Source organism: Frigoribacterium sp. PvP121 (assembly GCF_017833115.1).
GTDB classification, from domain to species: Bacteria; Actinomycetota; Actinomycetes; order Actinomycetales; family Microbacteriaceae; genus Frigoribacterium; species Frigoribacterium endophyticum.
Genome location: NZ_JAFIBR010000001.1, coordinates 2,638,753 through 2,660,505, shown reverse-complemented (window position 1 = coordinate 2,660,505; position 21,753 = coordinate 2,638,753). Strand labels below are relative to the sequence as shown.

Here is a 21,753-nt window from a genome sequence, read left to right as displayed (position 1 = left end):
CAGTCGTCAGATACTCGGAGAACGACAGTGATGCAGTGGTGGAACGACATGACGACCAAGAGCCGTGTGCTGCGCAGCGCCGGCGTGCTGGCGGCGTGCATCGTCATCGGCGGCGGGGTCAGCGCGACCGCGGAGACGATGGGAGCGCAGACCAGCGCTGAGGCCGAGACGGCCCCCACGGCACCGGAGGCGACCTCCACGGCCGCGCCCACCGCGCCTCCCGGGGCCGTCATCAGCACGACCCGCGTCGACGTCACCGAGCCCGTCGCCTTCACCACCACGACCTACACCGACCCGGAGCTCGACTCGGGCACCTCCGTCGTCACCCACGAAGGCCACATGGGCAGCGTCGTCCGCAGCTACGACGTCGTCACCGCCGACGGGGTCGAGCTGCGCCGCGTGCTCCGCAGCGAGCTGACCGTCGTCGCGCCCGTCGCCCAGGAGGTCAGCGTCGGCGGACGCTGAGGGCCGGTCTCGCCGCCTCTCGTCCACGCCGAGTCAGTCGAAGAAGTCCGCGTCGATCTCGACGGCAGTGAAGGTCTTCTTGACCTGCACGCCGACGCGGTACTTGATCATCAGGGCGACGAGCCTCTTCCCGTCGATCAAGATGACCCGTGACTGCACGTTCTCGACGTATGTCTGCGCCAGCGGCGTGAAAGCGCTCGTCGTCAGGAAGATGCCTCGTGTTGCCCCGAAGCCCTGTAGTGCACCCACGAAGGCCTGGATGGTCTCCCGGCCGATGTTGTTGCCCTCCTTGTACCGCTTCGCTTGGACATAGATGCGGTCAAGGCCTAGGGCGTCTTGATCGATGATGCCGTCAATGCCGGCGTCGCCGGAGCCGCCGATGCGCGTGCCACGCTGTTCAGCGCCGCCGTAGCCCATGGCGAGGAGCAGATCGACGACCGCTTGTTCGAAGAAATCGGGGTGGCTTTCACGGAGCCGATCGAGCAGATCTATCCCGACCTCTTCCTCGATGCGGCTGATGCCGTCGGCGATCTGCTCGATGGGATCCAGGATGTCTACGGCGTCCTGCACATCGGGTTGCAACTCCGGCGCCGTCGCAGAGTTTCTGCGCTCAGGCCAGAACGGCGCGAAGACCGCCTTGCCGAGCGCGTAGTCGAAGCCGCCGGGGTACTTGGCGAGTCCGCGGTGACCCTCCTCCGTGATGGCGTAGTGCGCGCGCTCGGGACGACTTATCCACCCCGCCTTCGTCAGGTGACTGATCGCCCAACCCACTCGCTGCTCGTAGCGGGTTCCCCCAGAGTTGAGCATCTCGGCTCGTCCAGCGCTGCTGAGGCCAGCCAGGTCGGCCGCAGCCTCGACGACGTCCTTTCGATGCAAGGTGCGACCAGACTCCAACACTCGGAGCACAGGCACGACGAATTCGGGCCAGATGGGAACCGTAGAGACAGCATCGTCAGAAGTGGACACGTCAGTACTCTGCCGCATTGACGGGCGTGCGACCCGACAGCATGACGTAGCGCCGCGCGCCCAGGGTTGACGTTGCGTCGGCGAGACCAACTGCGGCGTGGACGACGACGGGCCCTGGCTGGATGCGTTGCCCGGTCGTCTTCCTGACATAGGTTCAGGTCATGGAACTCAACAAAGTGGCTCGTGAGCAGCAGATCGCCGTCTTCGGGGGCAGCGGGAGCGGCAAGACAGTCCTGCTCTCGTCGTTCTACGGCACGAGTCAGGAACCACGGTTCATCAGCAAGAGCCTCTTCAACGTCGTTGCGGATGACTCAGCGCAGGGCTTGCGTCTGCACCAGAACTACCTCGGAATGAAGAGGGCGGGCGCAGTCCCGCCGGCTAACCGCTTCAAGGGCGAGTCGTACTCGTTCTCCATCAAGCGCAAGAAATCCGGAGCTTCGAAGGCCAAGAAGGCGGGCGTCGCCGAAGATCTCCGCCTGATCTGGCACGACTACCCCGGAGAGTGGTTCGAACAGGAGCCCAGCGGCGACACGGAAGCGCAGAGGCGGGTTGAGACCTTCAAGTCGCTCCTCGGGTCGGATGTGGCGCTCGTCCTGGTCGACGGTCAACAGCTCATCGAGAACGACGGTCACGAAGAGAGGTATCTCAAGTCGCTCTTCTCCAACCTGCGCAACGGTCTCATCAAGCTGCGGGACGACGTCGTCGGCGACAAGGGCCAACTCGTCACTTTTCCCCGGATATGGGTCGTGGCGCTCTCGAAGGCCGATCTTCTCCCGGGCATGACTGTGACCGACTTCCGCGATCTCGTCATCGAGAAGGGCGGCGAGGACCTCGTCGAGCTCGGGAAGACGATCTCGGAATTCGCCGAGGCTCCGGAGGCGATGTCGATCGGTGAGGACTTCGTCGTCCTGTCGTCCGCTGCCTTCGATGCGGGCTCGATCGACGTCGAGAAGAGGGTGGGTGTCGATCTGATCCTGCCGCTGGCGGCGATGCTCCCCTTCTCGCGGCACATCCGGTGGGCTGCGCGCTTCGCGAAGGGCAGCAAGGTCGCCGAGCGGTTGACCCACGTCGCTGCACCGCTCGCGGTGACATTCTTGGGCAAGATCACACTGCCGGGGCCTCTCGGACTCCTGCAGAGGGTGGCCGGAGCCAGTGCTCTCGACAAGCTCGCCGACATGTCGCAGGGAAAGGTCCGCTCCATGCACGAGCAAGCCAAGAGTCGTCACGACTTTTTGACCGCCGTGCTCTCTGGCTTCCAGCTCGACCTCGACGCGGCGGAGGACAAGGGCGTTCTCTCCAGGAGTCTCAAGTGAGTCGCACTGCAACGGCTGAAGACAGGTTCATCTGGGCCACGCGCGGCGCCCGCTGGGGTTTCCGCTTCCTCAGATCGGCTGATCTCGACGATCCTCTCATCGCCTATGACCGCGCCTTCGGTGCTGTTGGGGATGCGCCGGAGGTGTGTGAGCGCGACGGCGGTGTGGTAGCCCTGCGGTTCTCCGACCCTGAAGGAAGGTGCGACAGGGCTGGTCGGCTGATCCCGCACGAGTTCGTGCTATTCGCGCCTCTCGCAGACGCCGCGGTGAGCGCGAGCGCGGGTCGAGATGCTGTGTGGCCACTCGTGCAAGCGGACTATGCGCGGGTGTTCGACGTGGCCGATCCTTCGCGATGAGTCCAGTGGCTCTGCGCCGGCGGCCACCAAGCAGCGCTGCCCGCGACCTCAGATGTGATCGACGCGCGGGGTCGGGGGAGACATGAGCACGAGACTGAGACCGCTGCGGATGCGCCACGTCGTGTGGGGCGGGGTGCTCGGGGGCGGTGCCTCTGCCCTCGTCGTCGCCCTGATCGCCATGGGCGGACCCGGCGCCCTGGTGACGTACTTCGCCGGGGACCCCGCCGACCGTTCCTACGCCGTGAGCTCCGCCGCGTTCTTCTTCGGGTGCTTCATGATGGCGGGCATCATCGTGGGCGCTGCGTCCGCTCTGCTCTCGTGGGGTGCGGCGTGCCTCGTGACGCCCGGCCGGCCGGAGTCGCGGGGCCGGGCGGTCGTGACGGTCACGGTCGCCAGCGTGCTCGGAGGCGCCTTGAGCGGTTGGTTGGGCTGGTCCTTGCAGCTGGCGCCTCCTCTGGGTGCGGCGGTCGCGTGCACGGTCGTCGGCGTCGTCGGAGGAGCAGCCGCCGCGTGCTGGGCGGTGTGGATGTCACAGGGGAAGCCCGCGACGACACCACAGACCAGCACGACAGGCGACGGCGCCGCTCCCGCCGCCTAGGCTCAGCGTCATGCAGCTGCAGCGCGTGGTCACCGGGGTGGGTGCGGGCGTGCTCGTCGTCGCCGTCGTCCTCGTCGTGCTGGTCGTCGTCTTCGGCGGGTCGTCGTGCGGCGGCTCGACGGGCTCCGGCAGCGACGGCGAGGCCGGGCCCGTCGTCGCCACGGCCGCCCCGGTCAACGGCCCGACCTACTGGACCGAGGAGCGCATCGCGTCCGCCGCGGCCGCCCCGATGCCGACCTGCTGACTCCCGCCCCTTGGCTGCCACCGGCCCGCCGGTCGATCGCACGGGGGAGGCGCCGCCGAGGCGGCCGGACTTAGCCTGGAGCGATGCTGGTCGCCGTCGTCATCCTCGTCCTCAGCAACGTCGTCGTCGTGGCGGTCGTCACCGCCGCGGCCCGCGGACGCCTCGCCCCGAACGCCCTGGCCGGGCTGCGCATCCCCTCCGTCATGGAGTCCGCGACCACCTGGCAGGTCGGGCACCGCGCCGCCCTGCCGGCGGTCGTCGTCGGGTGCGCCGTCGCGACGGTCGCCTCGGTGCTCCCGCTCGTCACGGGGTGGACCGACGGGGAGGCGGCGGCGAGCATCCTCGCCGGGTGCGGAGCGCTGCTCGTCGGGACGGCCGTGGGCGGGGTCGCCGCGCACCGGGCGGCGGGTCGCGTCGAGCGGGACGCCGAGGTCGCCGGGCGGTGAGGTGACGGGCGGCCCTGTCCGCCAGCCGGGCCGCACTCGGGTCAGCCCGCGCAGGAGTCCCAGCGGGCCCGCCAGACGTCGGGCTCGTCGTGGGGGTCGACGGGGTCCAGCGTGAACGACACATCGCCGAAGAAGAACTGACCCTGGTCGACCTCGACGAGGTCCGGGCCGTAGAAAGAGACACCGCAATCGTGCTCGCGGTCCATCGACTCGTCCGGGAACAGGTCGGCCGTGCCCTCGTCCTGAGACCAGTCGACAGCCCACTCCCGGTAGATGGAGGGCCGCACTCGCCGTCTCCGCCACCACGGTCCCTCGACGTCCCACGTCCAGTGGCTCGTGACGGACAACCAGCCACGCACGACCCCAGGCCTGCCCGGCAGCGACACTCGGTACAGGGTGGGCGCCACCAGTGCCGGGTCGGACGGCGGCGGTTCCGGCGGCGGGGAGAAGAGCACGGGCCGAGCCTAGGGTCTCGGGAAAGCGAGAGGGATCCTGGCGCCGACCCGCGACTCCTTCAGGCTCACCGGTGCCTCAGGCGCTGATCCCTCTCAAATTACGAGAGGGGAGAGGGGGAGGCGCGGGGCGAGTGGGCGCGAACTGCTGCTCCCGAGGGGCGGGAGGCGCAGATCGCGACCACTCGGCGGGCTAGGCCAGGGCGGCGGGGTCGAGGCCGTGGCGTTCGACCTCCATCGCCTCGCGGATCGTGAGGGGGTAGATGCGCGACAGCTCGGGGTTCACGGGGTCGCTCGAGATGTAGGCGACGCTCTCGACGTGCTGCTCGAACGCGTTGACCTTGTCTCGCGGAGCCCCGACGACCAGCTGGAAGCCCAGCGACCGCAGCGCCGAGAGCGCCCGACCGGTGTACTCCGTGTCGGCCTTCACGAAGCCCTCGTCGAGCACGATGGGCGCATAGGTCGGCACCCGGTCGGTGCCGTCGCCGAGCCGGAAGCGCAGCGCGGCCCCGAGCACGAACGCGATCAGCTCCTGGCCCTCTCCGCCCGACTTGCCCGCGACTCCCTCGTGCACGATCTGCGTGCCGTCACGCCTCGTCTCGATCGCCCGGAACTGGTAGTGCTCACGCGCGTCGAGCACCCGGCGGCGCCAGGCCTCGCCCGACTTCGAGCGCTCTTCGAGGCTCGCCAGGTCGCGACGCAGACGCAGGAAGCGGCGCTCGATCTCGGCGGGGTCACGCGGGTCGACGGCCGAGGCCGCTGAGCCGCCGGCGCCCGCAGCAGAACCGGCGCCACCGTCGCCCGTGTGCTCGCGCAGCGTCCGCTTGAACTCCGCCAGGTCGCTGTTCGACATCGGCCGCGGCTCGATGTCGAGCGTCGACCCCTGCCGGAACTCGATCGCGGCCAGCGCCTGCGAGATGGGCCGGACGCCGCGACGGATGACGTGCCCGTCCTCCTCGATCTGCACCAGCAGCGCCCGCAGGCTGTCGCCCACGCTCGCCCCGGCCTTCGCCAGCCAGCGCTGCTTCGCGTTCGGGAGGTCGTCGTCGACGAGCGTCCGGTGGATCGCCAGCACGGCCGGCAGGCTCTCGATCGACGCGTCGAAGCCGGCGTTCGGGTCGAGCTCGAGGTAGCGCGTGAAGACGAGCTCGAGCGTGAGCTCGTGCTGCGTCCGCTCGCGGTCGTGGGCGTCGACCTGCGCCCTCAGCTGCGCCGCCGCCTCACGGCGCGTCCGCTCGACGTCGGCCACTTCGCGCGGCGCCGCGAACGGCAGCGGCGCGAGCAGCACGCGCTCGTCGTCGGTCAGCGGGTCGGCGCCCGAGGCGTCGCTGAACGCGTCCTCGATGTCGACCAGCGTCGCGTGCGTCGCCTCGAGCTGGTCGAGCACCTGCTGCACCTCGGCCCCGCGACGCACGGCCTCGAGCCGCGCGTCGTCCTGCGCCGCGGCCTCGGCCTGCAGCGCCGTCACCTCGGGGCGCTCGACGGCGACCCGCTCGAGCTGCGCCTGCAGGTCGGCGAGGCGGGCCCGCGCCGGAGCGGGGTCGACGTCCGACCACTCCACCGCGGCGGCGCGCGCCACGGTCTCGACGACCGTGCGGCGGGCGGTGGCGACCGTCTCGGCGGCGTCCCACTCCGCGCGCGCCGCGTCGAGCGACTCCGTCAGGGCGGTGATCTCGGCCGTCAGCTCGGCGACCCGGCCGGTGTTGTCGAGGCCGATCCAGGAGCGGACCCGCCGGTCGTCCTTGGTCACCCGACGACGCGAGCCGGTGCGGAGCCCCGAGCGCGTCACGGCGCCCTTCGCCCCGACGGGCAGCGGGTCGTCGAGCGCCGACGCGTCGTCGACGCAGAGCACGCTGCGGTCGTCGACGACCTCGTCGCGCAGCCAGCCCACGAACGGGCTCTCCTCGTCGAACACGAGCATCGACGGCACGGTGCGGGCGAGCGGCGTGCGCGTCGGCGTCAGGCCCGGCATCGCGGGCACGAGGGTGACGCGGCCGCGCATGTCCTCCCGGTCGACGAAGCGGCGCACGGCGTCGAAGTCGTCGGGATCGACGAGGAGGTGCGTGGCCAGGTCGCCGAGCACCCTCTCGATCGCGGTCGTCCAGTCGCGGTGCTCCGTGGCGACCTCGAACAGCTCGCCCGCGTAGGGCAGCCGGGCGACCGGCACGCCCGTGCCGTCGGCGATGCGCCGACGTCGCTCGACCGCGTCGTCGGGCACGTTGCTGCGGCGCCGCTCGAACGACTCCTTCTCGCGCTGGCGCTCGCCGACCGACCGCCGCGTCTCGGCGATCCGGGCCGCGAGGTCGCCGCGCAGCTCGTCGTGCTCGCGGCGGGCCGCCGCCTCCTCGGCCGCGAGCTCCGTCGCCCGCGCGCGCAGCGACTCCAGCTCGTCCCCGGTCGTGGGCACCGGCTCGCCGACGCCCTCGAGCGGGGCCGCGAACCGGCGGTGCTCCTTCTCGACGCGGCCGAGCGCCTCCTCGGCCCAGCGCACCTGCTCGCGGAGCGAGTGCGAGGGGTCGCCGCCGAGGTCGGCGATCTGCGCCAGGGCCTGCTCGCGGGCACGGAGGGCGGCCTCCGCGGCCTCGGCGGCGCGCCTCCTCGTCTCGACGTGGCCGCGCTTCTCGGTCTGCACCCGGTCGACCTCGCCGCCGACCCAGCTGCCGACCGCCTCGGCCAGCCAGACGTCGATCCGACGCGGCTCGTCGTCGCCGCCGGCCAGCAGGCGGCGCTTCGCGGTCGCGTCGTCGCCCGCGCTGCGCCAGCGCTCGGCGAGGCCCGGCACCGGCTCGAGCACGTCGAGCTTCCGCCGCGTCGTCTCGAACACGTCGTAGAGCTGCGACGCCTCGCGATAGGTCGCGAGCGTGGTCTCCCACCGCGAGAGCGCCTTCGGCTGCGTCAGCACGAACTGCTTGAACAGCTCGTCGATCGAGAAGACGCCCTTCGACGCCTGCGCCCGCCGCAGCAGCGTCAGCGCCTTCAGCTGCGACTCGTCGCTGCCGCCGATGCCGAGCCGCGCGCAGAGCTGCACGCGGAGCTCGGGCTGCGAGTAGGTGACGAGGTCGTGGGCCGGGTCGACGAGCCGCGTCAGCGAGCTCTTCGTCAGCGGCGACGTGCTCGTCTCGTCGCGGCGGACGTCGGTCAGGCGGCTGAGGTCGAAGCGCCCCCGCACGAGCAGGTAGACGCTCGCCTGCGTGACGTCGTCCTGGCTGGCGGTGTCGGGGCCGATCCAGGCGAGGCGCACGGCGGTGAAGGTCTCGCCGAGCTCGGTGCTCCAGGTGATCGCGGCGCCGCTCGCGAACGACTCGCCCAGCGGGCGGAGGAACCGCGTCGTCGTGCGGTCGGAGTCGGCGTCCCGCACCTCGTCGGTCTTGCCCCGCGCGTAGCTGTAGACGGTGCGCTCGGAGCGCTGGCGCGAGTCGTCGCGGGCGGCCCGGTTGAACTCCTGCGGGTTCGGCATGATGACCGCGGCCATCGCGTCGAGCACCGTCGACTTGCCCCGACCGGTCGGGCCGAGGATGGCGATGCCGCCCCGCCCGACGGGCATGCGGTGCAGGCCCGCGTAGCTGCCCCAGTTGAGCAGCTGCACGAGCTCGATGCGGTACTGGCCCGAGTGGAACATGCCGAGGTCGGGCGCGGCGTCGGGCTCGACGTCGACGTCGAGCGCGGGGGTGACGGGGGGCGCGGGCGTGGTGGCGGCCGTCGCATCGGCGGGGACGGCAGGGGCGGTGCCGGCCTCGACGGGCATGCGGGAGGCGCGGGGCGCGTCGGCGGGGGAGGCGGGGGTCATGCCTGGTCTGCTTCCGGGTCGAGGGGGAGGTCGAGCGGCAGGTCGAGGGCCGGGTCGGAGGCGCGGAACGCGTCGGCGGGGGCGGGGGCGCTGTCGTCGGGCTCGGCGTCGGGATCGAGCTCGGTCAGCTCGTCACCCGCGTCGAGCTCGGGGTCGAAGTCGGTCAGCTCGTCGAGCTCGCCCTGGGCGGCGGCGCTCGCCGCGGACGCGCCGACCTCCGGCTCGTCGCCCGCGGCCTCGAGGTACAGGCGCTCGAAGTGCCGCAGCTGCTCGGGGCGGACGAGCGGCACGATCGCGGGGGCGACGACGAAGAGCGACGGGTCGTCGGGCTCGGGCTCGAGCAGGTCGCGGGCGACCATCGCAGCGATCGCGGCGTCGACGCGCCGCAGGGCCCGCACCTCGTCGTGGGCGGTGTCGTCGTGGAACCGGCCGAGGAACTCGGCGACCTGGTCGCGCGACACCACGACCGCGTCGTCGTCTCCGTCGGCGTAGGCGTGCTCGCGGCGCAGGAAGATCAGCAGGAACGACGCGTCGCGCGACAGCGGCTTCTCGCGCCGCAGCAGCACGGGGGCGTCGTCGCCGCCGGCCTGTCGCTTGAAGGCGACCTCGTACCCGCGGTCGACCTCGAGCTCGAGGAACATCTCGGCGAGGCGGGCGCGGATCTCCGGCTCGTGCGCCAGGAGGCCGGCCCACGCCTCCTTCTGCTTGGCCCGGCTGATGAAGCGGTGCGTCATCAGCGTGACCAGGGCCTTGCGGCCGGCGAGGGGGAGCTCGTCGGAGACGGGGCGGGCGGGGGCCTCGCCGGCGTCGAGCGCCACGTCGGCCGTCGTATCGGGCGTCGCGTCGGCCGCTGCGTCGGCCGGGCGGAGGTCGTCGGTCGGGGCGGCGGTCATGCGGGGTCTCCCTGGAGGGTGCGGGCGGAGGCGTCGGCGGCGGCGGCGGTGGGGTCGGAGCCGGGCGGGGGTGCGTCCCGGGTGAAGACCAACCGGGGCAGCGTGACCTCGCGGGGGGCGCCTCCCCGGGGTGCTCCGGCCCCGGTGCCGGACGGGTCGTCGGGGGTGAGGACGACGGACTCGGTCTCGTCGGTGACGACGCCGCGCTCGACGGCGAGGTCGAGCATGCTCAGCACGAGCGCGAGGCGACGGAACTCGGGCTCGGTGGCGCGGTAGACGTCGGCGCTCGTGACCTCGGCGCGGCCGTCGCCCTCGTCGAGCAGGCGGTCGATCGTCGCGGCGACGGCGGCGGGGCTGGTGCCCGCGGTGAGGCGGAGCGCGGCGCGGTCGGCGGCGGGCAGGGCGGCGTCGCCCTCGGCCACGCGCACCTCGACGGTGGGGCGGCCGCGCTCGCTCCAGAGCTGCACCTGGCTGACGTCGACGACGTCGACGGGACCGAGGCCGAGCACGTCCTCGGGCAGCACCGCGGCGCCGGGGCGACGCTCGGCCCAGGCGGCGCCGGCGTGCAGGGCGCGCTCGGCGAGGGTCAGCAGGCGCTGGTGCTTCTCGGCGCCCGACCGGCTGAGGAAGCGGCGGAGCGACGACGTCCAACGCCCGTACGTCTCCTGCACGGACTGCTCCTCGGCGAGCAGCGACGAGATCAGCTGCTCGAGCTGCTCGCGCTGCCGCTCGGTGAGGTGCTCGGCGGCGCCGGGCTGCGAGAGCACCTTGTCGATGTCGGCGCGCATCACGTCGATCTCGCGCGACGAGAGCATCTGGGCGAAGCCGCGGTAGGCGCGGCCCTCGGGGGTCTGCTCGAGCAGGTCGTTCTCACGGAGGTACTGCTCGACGAGCGCGCCCTTGCCGACGTGCTCGTGGGTCGCACGGCGAGCGACCTCGCGGTGGCGCTGCTCGACCATGGCGCTGAGCTGGCGGAAGTCCTCGGGCAGCGACGCGGTCAGCCGCACGACCTCGCGCACCTGGCGCGACACGACGTCGGCCGTCGCCGGGACGGGGCCGTGCCGCTCGACCTCGTCGCGGCGGCGCTGCAGCTCGGCGATCTGCTCGTCGAGCCGGGCGACCTGCGACGCCGGATCGGGGTCGGCGAGGCCGGCGAGCTGGCGGACGGCGTGCGCGATGCTGCCGAAGCGGGCCTCGGAGACGGCGTTGTCGGCCTCGGCCAGCTCGCGGACGATGCGCAGCGCCTTGAGGGCGTGCGGCGAGAGGCGGTAGCGGGCCCGGGCGGCCTGGCCGTCCTCCTCGCCGGAGGCGCGGGTGCGGATCAGCCACCGGCTGTCGACCCAGCCGCGGCAGTAGTCCGCCGGGTTCTTGGCCTCGGGGAGGTCGGCGGTCTCTGCGGGGCCGGCGGGCGCCTCCCCAGGGGTGGTCCCTGGAACGGTGGTGACGCTCGTGGCGGTGGCGGTGGCGGTGGCGTCGGCGCTCGCCGACTCGCCGGCTGCGGCCTCCGCGGCGTTCTCGGCCAGCGCCTCCGCGACGGCCTGGTGGAACCAGTCGGCCGAGACGGGGCCCTCGGCCCGCTCGAGGTGGCGGGAGAAGAGGGGGAGGATCCAGCGGCTGTTCGAGCTGCGCAGCAGGGCCCAGGTGGGGTCGCTGCCGAACACCTCACGCACGCCGTCGCGGCTGAGGGCGTCGTGCCCCGACGGTTCTTCCACTGCCCAGCCTCCCTGATCGTCGACGGACGACGATACCGCGGGGGCGGCGGAGCGCCGGACGCGGGCGGCCCCGGACGGGGCGTTCACCGGGCCGTCGGGTGGCACGTGGTGGGGTGCGGCGGGTCGGTGTCCTCGTGGGCGGGTCGGCGCCGACCCGCCCAGAGGGACGGGGACCCGCCGCACCGCTCGACGTCGCGCATCAGCCCGGCCCGGCCCGGCCCGGCCTGGCTCGCTCGAGCTACGCCGGCCCGACCCGCCACTCGATCTCGAGCGTCGACGCGTCGCCCGGCCGCAGGGTCTCGAGCGGCCCGAGCACCTCCAGCTCGACGAGGTGCGCCGAGGGGTGGAGCCCCTCCAGCGACGCGATCGGCTCGGCCGTCGGGCGCTGCAGCCAGACCTCGACCTTCGCGCCCCCGTCGGGCCAGGTGCCCGTCGGCGCGGGCGTCGTCGACAGCGCGAGCACGGTGCCGCCCTCGTCGTGCAGGGCGACCGACCCCGAGGCTCCGGGGTAGCCCCGCTTGGCGACGCCGGTGCCGAGCGGCAGGACGACGTCGTGGCCGCGCCGGCCGCTGGGCAGCTCGCCCTCGTACGTGCCGAGGTCGAGCTCGTCGGCGACCCGGTCGTGGGGCACGACCACCGAGGACCCGGCGGAGGGGGAGGCGGCGCCGCCGGCCGTGTCGGCCTGGCAGACCTCCCAGATCGCCCACCGCCGGGTCGTCGACGACACGTTCTCGAAGGTGACGTGCTGGTCGAAGCGCGTCGACCCGTCATGCACGGTGAACCGGCGCGTGACCCGCAGGCCCGAGCGTGGGTCGTCGGGGCTGGTGAGCGTCACCACGGCGACGGACTCGTCGACCGTCCACGACGCCGACCAGGTGCCCGAGTCGAGCACGGCGTCGGGCGGCCCGGCCCACTCGTCGGGCCCCGACCAGCCCTGGGGGGCGGGCCAGGTCTTCGACCCGCCCACGTTCGCCCAGGTCGACATGCCTCCGTCGCCGGTCGGCCAGGTCGACACCGGCACGACCGGCCGCAGCGCGTCGTCGAGCAGAGCGGGATCGCGCCAGAGCAGCTCTCGGCCCGCGTGCACGAGCGAGAGGAGGCGCCCCCCGCGGGTCGGCGCGAACGCGAGCGCCAGCTCGCCGGTCACGACCCTGATCAGAGGGAGGCCGTCGGCCTCGCCAGCCCCGACCGACTCGACCCGCACCGTCACGAGGCCGGGTGCCCGATCGTCGTGGCCCGGGCGGCGGGCTCCTCGCGCACCGGGGCGCCGGCCGGCACGAGGACGACCTTGCCGGTCGCGCCGGCCGCCGCGATCCGGTACGCCTCGTCGGCGTCGGTGAGCGGCAGCGTGTGCGAGACGACGATCTCGGGGCTGAGGCCGCCCTCGGCGATCATGCGCGCGACGTCCTCCATGCCCTGGAGCGACGTCACCCACGACGCGGTGATCGTGAGCTGCTTGTGCAGGAGCGTGTCGGAGACCTCGGTCTCGAGCCGGCCGCCCTCGCCGAGCAGCCCCACCCGGCCCCACTCCGCCGCGGCCTCGACCGCGGTGAGGCGGCCCGGCGTGCTGCCCGAGCAGTCGACCGTGACCTGGCAGCCCACGCCGTCGGTGAGCGCGAGCACGTTCTCGACGGCGTCGCCGTCGGCCAGCACGACGTCGTCGACGAGGCCGGTCGCGCGGACGAACTCGATGCGCTCCGCCGACCGCTCGACCCCGATGACGCGGCGGGCGCCGAGCATCCGGCCGAGCATGGCGGCGGCCAGGCCGACCGGGCCCAGGCCGACGACGAGCAGGTCATCTCCGCCGTGGACGCCCGTGCGGCGGAGGCCCTCGTAGGCCGTGCCGAAGCCGCAGGCGATCAGCGCGCCGTCGACGTACGACAGTCCGTCGGGCAGGGGCACGCAGGTCGACTCGTCGACCAGCACGTACTCCGCGTGGCCGCCGTCGCGCTGCCAGCCGTACGACGCCTTGTGCGGCTGGTCGGTGCAGCTGATGAAGTAGCCCGCGCGGCAGTTGCGGCACCGGCCGCAGCCCTGGATGTGGTAGACGATGACGTCGTCGCCGACGCCGAAGCGGGTGACCCCGGGCCCCGACGACACGATGCGCCCGCACGGCTCGTGGCCCGCGACGACGCCCTTGTAGGCGGGTGCCCCGTCGAGGCCCTTGTGCGTCTTGTAGCCGTTGTAGATGAAGCCGATGTCGCTGCCGCAGATGCCGCTCGCGCCGACCTGCACGAGCACCTGACCGGGGCCGGGCGTCGGCACGTCGTGCGTGCGCAGCCGGGCGGTGCCGTCGCCGGGCAGGAACACGCCCTGCATGGTGCCGGTGGGCGAGGAGGCGCGGGTCGCGGCCTCGGGGGAGGGGACGGTGGTGGTCATGGCCTAGCTCTCTTCGATCGACCCGCGCTTGCGGGAGAGGGTGACGTTGAGCAGGACGGCGAGCACGATGATCACACCGCGCACGACGCTCTGGAGGAAGGAGTCGACGCCGAGCAGCACGAGCCCGTTGCCGATCAGCGTGATGAAGATCACGCCGAGGAAGGTGCCGACGAGGCTGCCGCGCCCGCCCGACATCGCGGTGCCGCCGATCACGACCGCGGCGATGACGTCGAACTCGAGGCCGTTGGCCGCACCGGCGTTGCCCGAGCCGAGGCGGGCGGCGAGCAGCACGCCGCTCAGGGCGCCGAGCATGCCCATGATCGCGAAGAGCAGCACGCGCACCCGGGCGACCTTGATGCCGGCGAGCCGGGCCGCCGCGGCGTTGCCGCCGATGGCGAAGACCGAGCGGCCGAAGGCCGTCTTGCGGGCGACGAAGGCGAAGACCAGGAAGGCGACGATCATGATGACGGCCGGGGTCGGCACGCCGAGCACGGTGCCGGTGAGGAAGGGCATGACCGGCTCGTCGAGGGGCAGCGGCACGGGCAGCGCGTCGGTGCTGAACTGGCCGAGGCCGCGCAGCACGCTCCAGAGCCCGAGCGTCGCGATGAACGACGGCACCAGGAAGCGGGCCCGGAGCACGCCGGCGAGGGCGCCCCAGCCCGCCCCGACCACGAGCGTGATCAGGATGGCGAGCAGCGCGGGCAGCCCCCACTGCGTCATCGCCACGGCGACGATGACCGACGACAGGGCGACGGCCGGGCCGGTGCTCACGTCGATCTCGCCGGCGATGATCACGAGGGTCATGCCCGTCGCGGCGATGCCGATGAGCGCGGCGTCGCGGAGCAGCCCGCTCTGGTTGGCGACGGTGAAGAAGCCCACGGCGTTGAACATCAGGTAGAGGTACAGCACGACGATCGCGACCAGCAGTCCGACGATGTTGACGAGGGTCGTGTTGCGACGGAACGCGTCGCGGACGCGGCCGACGGCGCCGCCGCGGGGGCGACCGCCGGGCGTGGCCGAGGTGGTGGTGGGGTCGAGCGTGGAGGTCATCGGGTCGTCCTTCTTCAGCTCGAGACCATGGAGGCCTGGAGCAGCACGGGCAGGGAGATGTCGGGGGCGCGGTACTCCTCGCGGAGGCCGCCGTCGCGGAGCACGAGCACGCGGTCGCAGGCCAGGGGAAGCTCCTCGATCTCGCTCGAGACGAAGACGACGAGCTTTCCGGTGTCGGCGACGGCGCGCATGATCTCGTAGATCTGCGCCTTCGCCTCGACGTCGACGCCGCGGGTGGGCTCGTCGAGGAGGAGCACCCGGCTGTCGGCGTGCAGCCAGCGGGCGATGACCGCCTTCTGCTGATTGCCGCCGCTGAGGGTGCTGATCGGGCGCGAGAGGTCGTGCGCCTTGATGCTGAGCCGGTCGGCGAGCGCCTTCGTGGCGGTGGCGATCGCCCCGGCCGACAGCGCGCCTCCCCGGGTGACCCGGCCGAAGTCGCTCATGACGATGTTCTCGTCGATGCCGAGGCCGGGCACGACGCCGCGGCCCTTGCGGTCCTCCGGGGTCATGCCGACCCCGAGGGCCAGCATGCGGGAGGCGGTGGGCCGGTCGACGACGGAGCCCGCGATCGAGACGGTGCCGCCCGTCGCCGGCCGGAAGCCCGCGATCGCCTGGAGCAGCTCGGTGCGCCCGGAGCCCAGGAGCCCCGCGATGCCGAGCACCTCGCCGGCCCGGCCCTCGAAGCTGACGCCCCGGAGCTTCGGGGCCACGTCGAGGTCGTCGACGCGGAGGAGCACCTCGCCCGAGGTGACCGGTCGCGTGGCGACGGCGCGCTGCTCGGGGTCGGCGCCGATCATCAGCTCGATGATGTGCGCGGTGTCGCTGCCGGCGATGGAGACGGTCTCGACGACCTTCCCGTTGCGCATCACGGTCGCGGTGTCGGCGATCTGACGGATCTCGTCCATCCGGTGGCTGACGTAGAGCACCGCGACGCCCTGGGCGGCGAGCCGCTTGACGGTGTCGAGCACGAGGTCGACCTCCGCCGCCGCGAGCGCGCTCGTCGGCTCGTCGAGGATGAGCAGGCGCGGGTCGTCCTGCAGGGCACGCCCGATCTCGACGATCTGCTGCTGGGCGAGCGTGAGCCCGGCGACCTCGGCGTGCACGTCGATGTCGGCGCCGAGGCGCGCGAAGGTCGCACGTGCCCGCTCGACCATCGCACGGGTGTCGATGCCGAAGCGGCCGCGGGGCCAGCGGCCCAGGGCGAGGTTCTCGGCGACGGTGACGCCGGGCACGAGGCTGAGCTCCTGGTAGCAGGTGGCGACGCCCGCGGCGGAGGCGGCGGTGACGCCGCCGTCGCCGAGCGGCTGCCCGCCCAGCAGGACCTCACCGGCGCTGGGGGTCTCGACGCCGCTGAGCAGGCGGATCAGCGTCGACTTGCCGGCGCCGTTCTGGCCGAGCAGGGCGCGGACCTCGCCGGCGTGGACGGCGAAGTCGACCCCGTCGAGGGCGGTGACGCCGGGGTAGACCTGGCTGACGCCGCGGGCCTCGGCGATGGGGGCGCCGCGGTCGCGGGCGGGATCGAGCGGCGCGATCGGGGTGTCGGCTGTCGACTCTGACAAGGGGATCCTCCGGGGATCGGGTGGTGGTGGGGGAGAGGGGCGACGGTGAGCCCGGCGGGGGCCGGGCTCACCGTGCCGATCACGGGAGACCGTCGGGGTGGGTCTCGGTCCACCCGGCCGCGTCGGCGGGCAGGTAGAGGTCGATCGGCGCCGCGACGACCTTCTCGTCGGGGGTCTTCCCGTCGATGGCGTCCTGCGCGGCGGCGAAGGCGAGCTTGCCCGCCTCGATTCCGCTGATGTCGACGACGGCCTTGAGGACGGAGCCGTCGGCGAGCTCGGCCGCGATGTCGGACGTCATGTCGGAGCCGAAGACGGCGACCTGGCCGGTGAGGCCGCGGGTCTGGACGGCCTTGTAGGCCCCGACGGTCGCGCCGCCGGCCTCGCCGTAGAGCCCGTCGAGGTCGGGGTTCGCGCTGAGCATCTGCTCGGCGGTCGAGACCGCCTGGTCGACCTCGGCGCCCTCCTGGTTCGCGACGAAGACCGTGCCGGGCAGCGCTGCGGTCAGGGCCTCGGAGAAGCCCTTGAAGCGCTGCTGGCAGACCTCGTACTGCTCGCAGTTGATGACGCCCATCTTCGGGGCCGTGATGCCGGCCTCGGTGAAGTACGCCGCCGCCTGCGTGCCGAGGTCGCCGCCGAACTTCAGCGGGTCGCCCAGCACCCAGGCCGTGACGTACTGGTCGACGGCGTCGTCGCTGACGCAGGTGTTGTAGCAGATGACCGGGATGCCGGCCTCGCTGGCCTGGCGCACCGCGGGCACGCTGCCGTCGGTCGAGACCGCCGACATGATGATCGCGCTGACGCCGGAGGAGGTGAGCGTGTTCATGAACGAGCTCTCCTTCGAGACGTCGCCCGCCGAGGTCGACTCGAGGAAGTCGACCTTCTTCGAGTCGGCGTCGGCGGCGTCCTGGACGCCCTTCTTGACGCCGCCGTAGAAGCCCTGCGAGTCGAGGTAGAGGGCGCCGATGCGCTCGGCGCCGCCCTCGCCGCCGTCGGCGCTGGGGATGGAGCAGCCCGCGAGGGCGGCGGCCGCCGCGAGGAGCGCGGCGGCGGAGAGGACGCGGCGTCGCGCCCTCGGCCTGATCGGTGTCGACATGGTGGTCATGGTTCCTTCCTAGGGGCGCCCGGCGTCGTCGCCGGACGTGACCGCGGGGGCGGTCGGGTCGGGGGTGGTGGGGTCGACGGGGGAGGGCTCGTGGCCCAGCCCCGTCCACAGCTCGGCGACCACGTGTCGCAGCCGGGTGACCTCGGCGTCGCGCCCCTGCTGCGGGTCGTCCTGGAAGAGCAGCATCGTGGGCAGCGAGGTGGCGAAGTAGTCGACCTCGGCCGGGGTGGCGGCGAGCTCGTCGACGAACGCGTCGAACCGGCGGAGCAGGGCCCGCGCCTCGTCGTCGGCGTCGAGCCTGGTCAGGGCGCGGACCGACGCGGCGCTCCGCTCGGTGAAGGCCTGGGTGGCCATCCCCGCGAAGTCGCCCGTGGCGTCGGCCGCCTGCCGCCAGGCCCACCGCGCGCCGGCGTCGTCGCCACGGGCGGCGAGGGCGTCGCCGAGGGCGAGGTGGAGCTCCGCGGTCGTCTGCAGGGGGTGGCGGGCCTCGCCCAGGGTCGTCGGGGGCTCGAGCGCGGCGACGACGTGGTCGTGCGCCGTGTCGGCGTCGCCCGCCGCGAGAGCCTCGCGGGCGGCGGCCAGCGACGCGGCCTCCCAGGCGCCGAGCACCTGGCCCTCGCCGCCCTCCCAGGGCTGGAACCGACGAGCGCGCACGGCGGCGAGAGCCTCGTCGTGACGGCCGACGGAGGTGAGCAGCCGGGCCCGGACGACGCTGAGGTCGTCACGCTCGAGCACGAGGGCCGACTGCCGTTCGAGGGCGTCGAGTCGCTCGGCCGCGGGCACGCCGCGGCGCTCGGCGAGCTGGTCGCTCTCGAAGAGCAGGCGTGAGTCGTCGGGCCGGAGCTGGCGGGCCGCGGCGTAGTGCTCCGCCGCCGCCTCGGGGTCGTGGGCGACGTTGTAGGCGGCCACGCCGAGGTTGCGCTCGACGACCGCGGCCTGCGCGTCGTCGAGGTCGCCCTGGAGGGCCCGACGCCACGCGTCCGCGGCGTCGGCGCCGCGGCCGTGGGCGTAGTACCAGCTGCCGAGCAGCGACCAGGCGAGGCCGTCGGCCGGCACCACCTGCACGGCCTCGAGCAGCACGGTGACGTCGTCGAGCCGCGACGGCAGGCAGCGGGTGGCGTCGACGGCGTGCAGCGACACGAGGGCGCGGCGGGCCTCGGCCGTGCGGCCGGCCCGGGCCAGCAGGGAGGCGCGGTGGTAGCCGAGCAGGGGGCCCACGTTCACCTGGCCCTGCGCGGCGCGGGGGAGCTGCGCCTGGGCGAGGTCGAGCACCGAGAGGGCCTCGTCGAGGTACCCGGCCGAGCCGTACTCGAGGGCGACGTCGAGCAGGGTGGGGGAGTCGTCGGAGAGGACCCGGCCGGCGAGGTGGCGGGCCCACTGGTCGAGCGGGTCGAGGGCCAGCGTCTCGTTCAGCAGGTCGTCGGCCTCCTCGCGCCGGTCGAGGTCGCGGAGGGTCAGGACGAGGAGGTCGCGGGCCTGCAGGTTGTCGGCGTCGCGGCGCAGCACGGCGCGGAGCAGCTGCTCCGCGGCGGCGGGGTCGGAGCGGCCGAGGAGGCGCGCGCGGGCCAGCGAGGCGGGCCCGGCCCAGGCGGCGTTCCAGGCGGACTTCGCCAGCGCCTCCTGCGCCTCCGTCACGCGGCCGAGACGGGTCAGGGCGAGGCCGAGCCGGTAGAGCGGCTCGCCGTCGGCGGGGTTCGGCGCCCAGGCCAGCTGACGCCTCACGGCCGTGCGCAGCAGGTCGAGCGCCTCGCCCCAGCGGGCGGAGTCGTGCAGGAGCGTCGCCAGCGCGACGTTGACCCGCACGTCTCCGGGGTCGCGACGGAGCGCCTCCCGCCAGTACGGCTCGGGCGACCGGGTCGCGTGGCGGTACTGCTGCAGGTACTGGCCGACGAGGAAGAGCTCGTCGACGGTGGCGACGTCGGCGGGGGCCGGCGGGGCGACTGCGGCGACCGGGGCGTCGACCGTGCCGGTGTCGTCGGTGCCGTCGGTGCCGTCCGCGCCGGCCTCGGCGTCGAGCTGGGCGGCCACGCTGCGGCCGTCGACCGCGACGAGCACGCGCCCCTCGGCCCGCGCCTCCACCACGACGTCGTCGAGCACCGTGCCCTCGGGCAGCGGGCGGTCGAGCACCGCGGGCGAGCCGGGCGCGACGGCGACGCGGTGCTGGTCGAGCACCCGGCCGTCGCGGCCCCGGACGACGACGTCGACCGCGGGGTGGGCGTGCGTCACGGCGAGGCCGACGCGGAGCACCGCGGGCCCCTCCTCGGGCAGGTCGACGCGGAGCGCGGCGTCGCGCGTCGCCTGGTGGGCCGGGCCGATCTCGGTGATCGGGTACCAGAACTGGCTGAAGGTCTTCGTCTCGCCGGGGGTGAGGAAGGAGAAGTCGGGCTGGTTGTCGGTGTAGACGCCGGCCATGAGCTCGACGTAGGGGCCGTCGCCGTCGGTGAGGTTGTCGTCCCAGGCCCAGCCGAAGGGGGCGTCGCCCCACGTCCACTGCTTCTTGCCGGGGGAGATCGCGCGGTCGGCCCAGTGGACGAAGCCCGCCCGTCGGCCGTGGTCGTAGCCGCCGAAGAAGTCGTCGTCGGTGTGCGTGACCATGTACGAGGTCGGCACCGGGATGTTGCGGTACCAGTCGAGCCGGTCGCCGTCGGGGTGGTCGGCGTCGACGCGCGCGGGGTAGTCGACGCCGTAGTACTCGCCGGCGACGCGGGGGAAGTCGACGACGGCGCGCTTCGCGTGGTCGGCCACGTGGCGGACGTCGGTCGGGAAGAACGACTGGTAGTCGTCGTTGACCGCGGCGGCGACGTTCGCCCACCAGAGGAAGGTCTGCGTCTCGTCGCTGCGGTTGAACAGCCGCACGCGGGCCTCGATCAGCGAGGAGCCGGGCCGCAGGCGGATGCCGTGCATGCCCTTCATCCGCGCGAAGGGGTCGTGGTCGGAGCACCACACGGTGACGGCCCCGTCGGCCTCGCGCTCGATCGACACGTCGGTGGGGAGGAACGTCGCGGGGCGGTGGTGCTGGGGCCAGTTGAACTCGACGCCGCCGGAGATCCAGGGCCCGGCCAGGCCGACGAGCGCGGGCTTGACGACGTTGTTGCGGTAGAAGATGTCGTAGTCGGCCGACTTGTCGTAGGCCACGTGGATGCGGCCGCCGAGCTGCGGCAGGACGACGAGGCGCAGCCACTCGTTCTCGAGGTGCACGGCGTCCCACGCGTGGGGCCGCTTCTCGGCCTCGATGCGCTCGTGGAACGGCAGCGGGAAGACCCGCCCGGACGATCCTTGGTAGACCCGGGAGTCGAGGAAGGCCGGGTACCTGTCGGGCTCGCCCGGCAGGTAGGTGTCGACGACGAGGGGCTCCGACCAGGCGGCGACGCCTGCCGAGGCCTGGTCAGCGGGCACGGGGGGAAGAGTCAACCTCGACTCGGCGGTGAGCATGGGGCCAGCGTACGGAGCCGACCCGCGCCTCCGGAACGCCCGATCCACCGACGTCCCTGGACGAAACGACGATCGGTGCGTCATCATCGACCCATGACCATCGAGGACGGCTTCCCCGGGCAGCGGCTGCTCGTCATGCCCCGCCAGGCGGTGCGCACCGCCCTCACGCAGCCGGGCACGTCGCACCTGGTCGTGACCGACGCGGGGTACTTCCCCGAGGCTCGCGCGCACGGCATGGCCCGCCCCGCCGGGGTGCCGCAGAGCGTCGTGCTCGTCTGCGTGCGCGGCGGCGGCTGGTGCGAGGTCGGCGGCGTGCGGCACGTCGTCAGCGCCGGGCAGGTCGTCGTCGTGCCGCCCGAGACGGCGCACGAGTACGGCTCGGACGACGCGGCGCCCTGGACGCTCTGGTGGCTGCACCTCGACGGGCGCGACCTCGCCGAGTTCCTCCGCGTCGCCGGCCTGACCGCGTCGGCGCCGGTGCGGCAGCTCACCGACGTCTACCGCGTCGTCGCGCTGATCGAGGAGGTCGTGCAGGCGATGGAGCGCGACCAGACCTTCGCCAGCGTGCTCGCCGCGTCGGGCGCCGCGTGGCACCTCATGGCCCTGCTCTGCTCGGAGCGGCGGGTCGGCAGCCCGCGGGAGTCGGCGGTCGAGCAGGCGCAGGACTACCTGCGCAAGCACGTCACCGAGCGCGTCTCGGTCGAGGAGCTCGCGGCCCTCGCCCGGCTCAGCCCGTCGCACTTCGCGGCGCGCTTCAAGGCCGAGACCGGGTCGACGCCGCTGCGGTACCAGACGCAGCTGCGCATGGCGCGGGCCCGGGAGCTGCTCGACACCACCGACCTGCCGGTCGGGCTGGTGGCGGAGCGGGTGGGCTACGTCGACCCCTTCTACTTCTCGCGCCAGTTCAAGGCGGTGCACGGGTCGACGCCGGTGGGGTACCGGGCGCAGCGGAAGGGCTGAGGTCAGGGCGGGGCGGGCCCGCACGGGGTGGGCAGCGCC

18 protein-coding genes are annotated in these 21,753 nt (G+C 73.3%); 7 read left to right on the top strand and 11 right to left on the bottom strand.

Annotated features, from left to right (window positions below):
* Positions 1 to 48 precede the first annotated feature (48 nt).
* Positions 49 to 465: a G5 domain-containing protein gene (locus tag JOE43_RS12400; RefSeq protein WP_156369939.1), complete on the top strand. Its 417-nt coding sequence runs from the start codon at positions 49 to 51 to the stop codon at positions 463 to 465.
* Positions 466 to 498: 33 nt separating this feature from the next.
* Here JOE43_RS12400 and JOE43_RS12395 read toward each other — a convergent pair whose 3' ends face one another.
* Positions 499 to 1,431, bottom strand: coding sequence for a restriction endonuclease (locus JOE43_RS12395; protein ID WP_307803362.1), 933 nt, complete (start codon positions 1,429 to 1,431; stop codon positions 499 to 501).
* Between the two features lie 161 nt (positions 1,432 to 1,592).
* Between JOE43_RS12395 and JOE43_RS12390 the strand changes: the two genes are divergently transcribed.
* The 5 genes from JOE43_RS12390 (at position 1,593) to JOE43_RS12370 (ending at position 4,388) form a co-directional block, all read left to right on the top strand.
* Positions 1,593 to 2,744 (top strand): ATP/GTP-binding protein, encoded by a 1,152-nt coding sequence (locus JOE43_RS12390; protein WP_209518108.1) that lies wholly within the window; start codon positions 1,593 to 1,595, stop codon positions 2,742 to 2,744.
* On the top strand, positions 2,741 to 3,100 hold the full coding sequence (locus JOE43_RS12385) for a hypothetical protein (protein ID WP_209518106.1): 360 nt from the start codon (positions 2,741 to 2,743) through the stop codon (positions 3,098 to 3,100). Before JOE43_RS12390 ends, JOE43_RS12385 begins: the two co-directional genes overlap by 4 nt.
* A gap of 82 nt (positions 3,101 to 3,182) precedes the next feature.
* Positions 3,183 to 3,698 carry a hypothetical protein gene (locus JOE43_RS12380; protein WP_209518104.1) on the top strand — a complete coding sequence of 172 codons (516 nt, stop codon included), beginning with the start codon at positions 3,183 to 3,185 and terminating at the stop codon, positions 3,696 to 3,698.
* A 10-nt stretch (positions 3,699 to 3,708) separates the two neighbouring features.
* Entirely contained in the window at positions 3,709 to 3,942 is a 234-nt protein-coding gene (locus tag JOE43_RS12375) for a hypothetical protein (RefSeq protein WP_209518102.1), read from the top strand.
* Between the two features lie 83 nt (positions 3,943 to 4,025).
* Positions 4,026 to 4,388, top strand: coding sequence for an SdpI family protein (locus JOE43_RS12370; RefSeq protein ID WP_209518100.1), 363 nt, complete (start codon positions 4,026 to 4,028; stop codon positions 4,386 to 4,388).
* 41 nt (positions 4,389 to 4,429) lie between these two features.
* Here JOE43_RS12370 and JOE43_RS12365 read toward each other — a convergent pair whose 3' ends face one another.
* The 10 genes from JOE43_RS12365 to JOE43_RS12320 all read right to left on the bottom strand — a co-directional run bounded on the left by JOE43_RS12365 (position 4,430) and on the right by JOE43_RS12320 (position 20,754).
* Positions 4,430 to 4,843 carry a hypothetical protein gene (locus tag JOE43_RS12365; RefSeq protein WP_209518098.1) on the bottom strand — a complete coding sequence of 138 codons (414 nt, stop codon included), beginning with the start codon at positions 4,841 to 4,843 and terminating at the stop codon, positions 4,430 to 4,432.
* Positions 4,844 to 5,033: 190 nt separating this feature from the next.
* Positions 5,034 to 8,627 carry an ATP-binding protein gene (locus JOE43_RS12360; RefSeq protein ID WP_209518096.1) on the bottom strand — a complete coding sequence of 1,198 codons (3,594 nt, stop codon included), beginning with the start codon at positions 8,625 to 8,627 and terminating at the stop codon, positions 5,034 to 5,036.
* Entirely contained in the window at positions 8,624 to 9,520 is an 897-nt protein-coding gene (locus tag JOE43_RS12355; protein WP_209518095.1) for a DUF4194 domain-containing protein, read from the bottom strand. The genes JOE43_RS12360 and JOE43_RS12355 overlap by 4 nt, the downstream gene beginning before the upstream one ends.
* Positions 9,517 to 11,232 (bottom strand): DUF3375 family protein, encoded by a 1,716-nt coding sequence (locus JOE43_RS12350; RefSeq protein ID WP_209518093.1) that lies wholly within the window; start codon positions 11,230 to 11,232, stop codon positions 9,517 to 9,519. The genes JOE43_RS12355 and JOE43_RS12350 overlap by 4 nt, the downstream gene beginning before the upstream one ends.
* A 238-nt stretch (positions 11,233 to 11,470) precedes the next feature.
* Positions 11,471 to 12,379 carry a hypothetical protein gene (locus tag JOE43_RS16225; protein WP_209518091.1) on the bottom strand — a complete coding sequence of 303 codons (909 nt, stop codon included), beginning with the start codon at positions 12,377 to 12,379 and terminating at the stop codon, positions 11,471 to 11,473.
* Between the two features lie 59 nt (positions 12,380 to 12,438).
* Complete coding sequence (locus JOE43_RS12340; protein WP_209518089.1) at positions 12,439 to 13,611, bottom strand: zinc-binding dehydrogenase; 1,173 nt, start codon at positions 13,609 to 13,611, stop codon at positions 12,439 to 12,441.
* A gap of 3 nt (positions 13,612 to 13,614) precedes the next feature.
* On the bottom strand, positions 13,615 to 14,661 hold the full coding sequence (locus JOE43_RS12335; RefSeq protein WP_056055320.1) for an ABC transporter permease: 1,047 nt from the start codon (positions 14,659 to 14,661) through the stop codon (positions 13,615 to 13,617).
* A gap of 14 nt (positions 14,662 to 14,675) precedes the next feature.
* Complete coding sequence (locus tag JOE43_RS12330) at positions 14,676 to 16,220, bottom strand: sugar ABC transporter ATP-binding protein (protein WP_209518087.1); 1,545 nt, start codon at positions 16,218 to 16,220, stop codon at positions 14,676 to 14,678.
* A gap of 79 nt (positions 16,221 to 16,299) precedes the next feature.
* Positions 16,300 to 17,322, bottom strand: a complete 1,023-nt coding sequence (locus JOE43_RS12325; RefSeq protein ID WP_185232880.1) for a substrate-binding domain-containing protein — start codon at positions 17,320 to 17,322, stop codon at positions 16,300 to 16,302.
* Positions 17,323 to 17,331: 9 nt separating this feature from the next.
* Positions 17,332 to 20,754, bottom strand: coding sequence for a DUF5107 domain-containing protein (locus JOE43_RS12320; RefSeq protein WP_209518085.1), 3,423 nt, complete (start codon positions 20,752 to 20,754; stop codon positions 17,332 to 17,334).
* Between the two features lie 93 nt (positions 20,755 to 20,847).
* On the opposite strand from JOE43_RS12320, the gene JOE43_RS12315 reads away from it, so the two are divergent.
* Entirely contained in the window at positions 20,848 to 21,714 is an 867-nt protein-coding gene (locus JOE43_RS12315; RefSeq protein WP_056055314.1) for an AraC family transcriptional regulator, read from the top strand.
* The last annotated feature ends 39 nt before the right edge of the window (positions 21,715 to 21,753 follow it).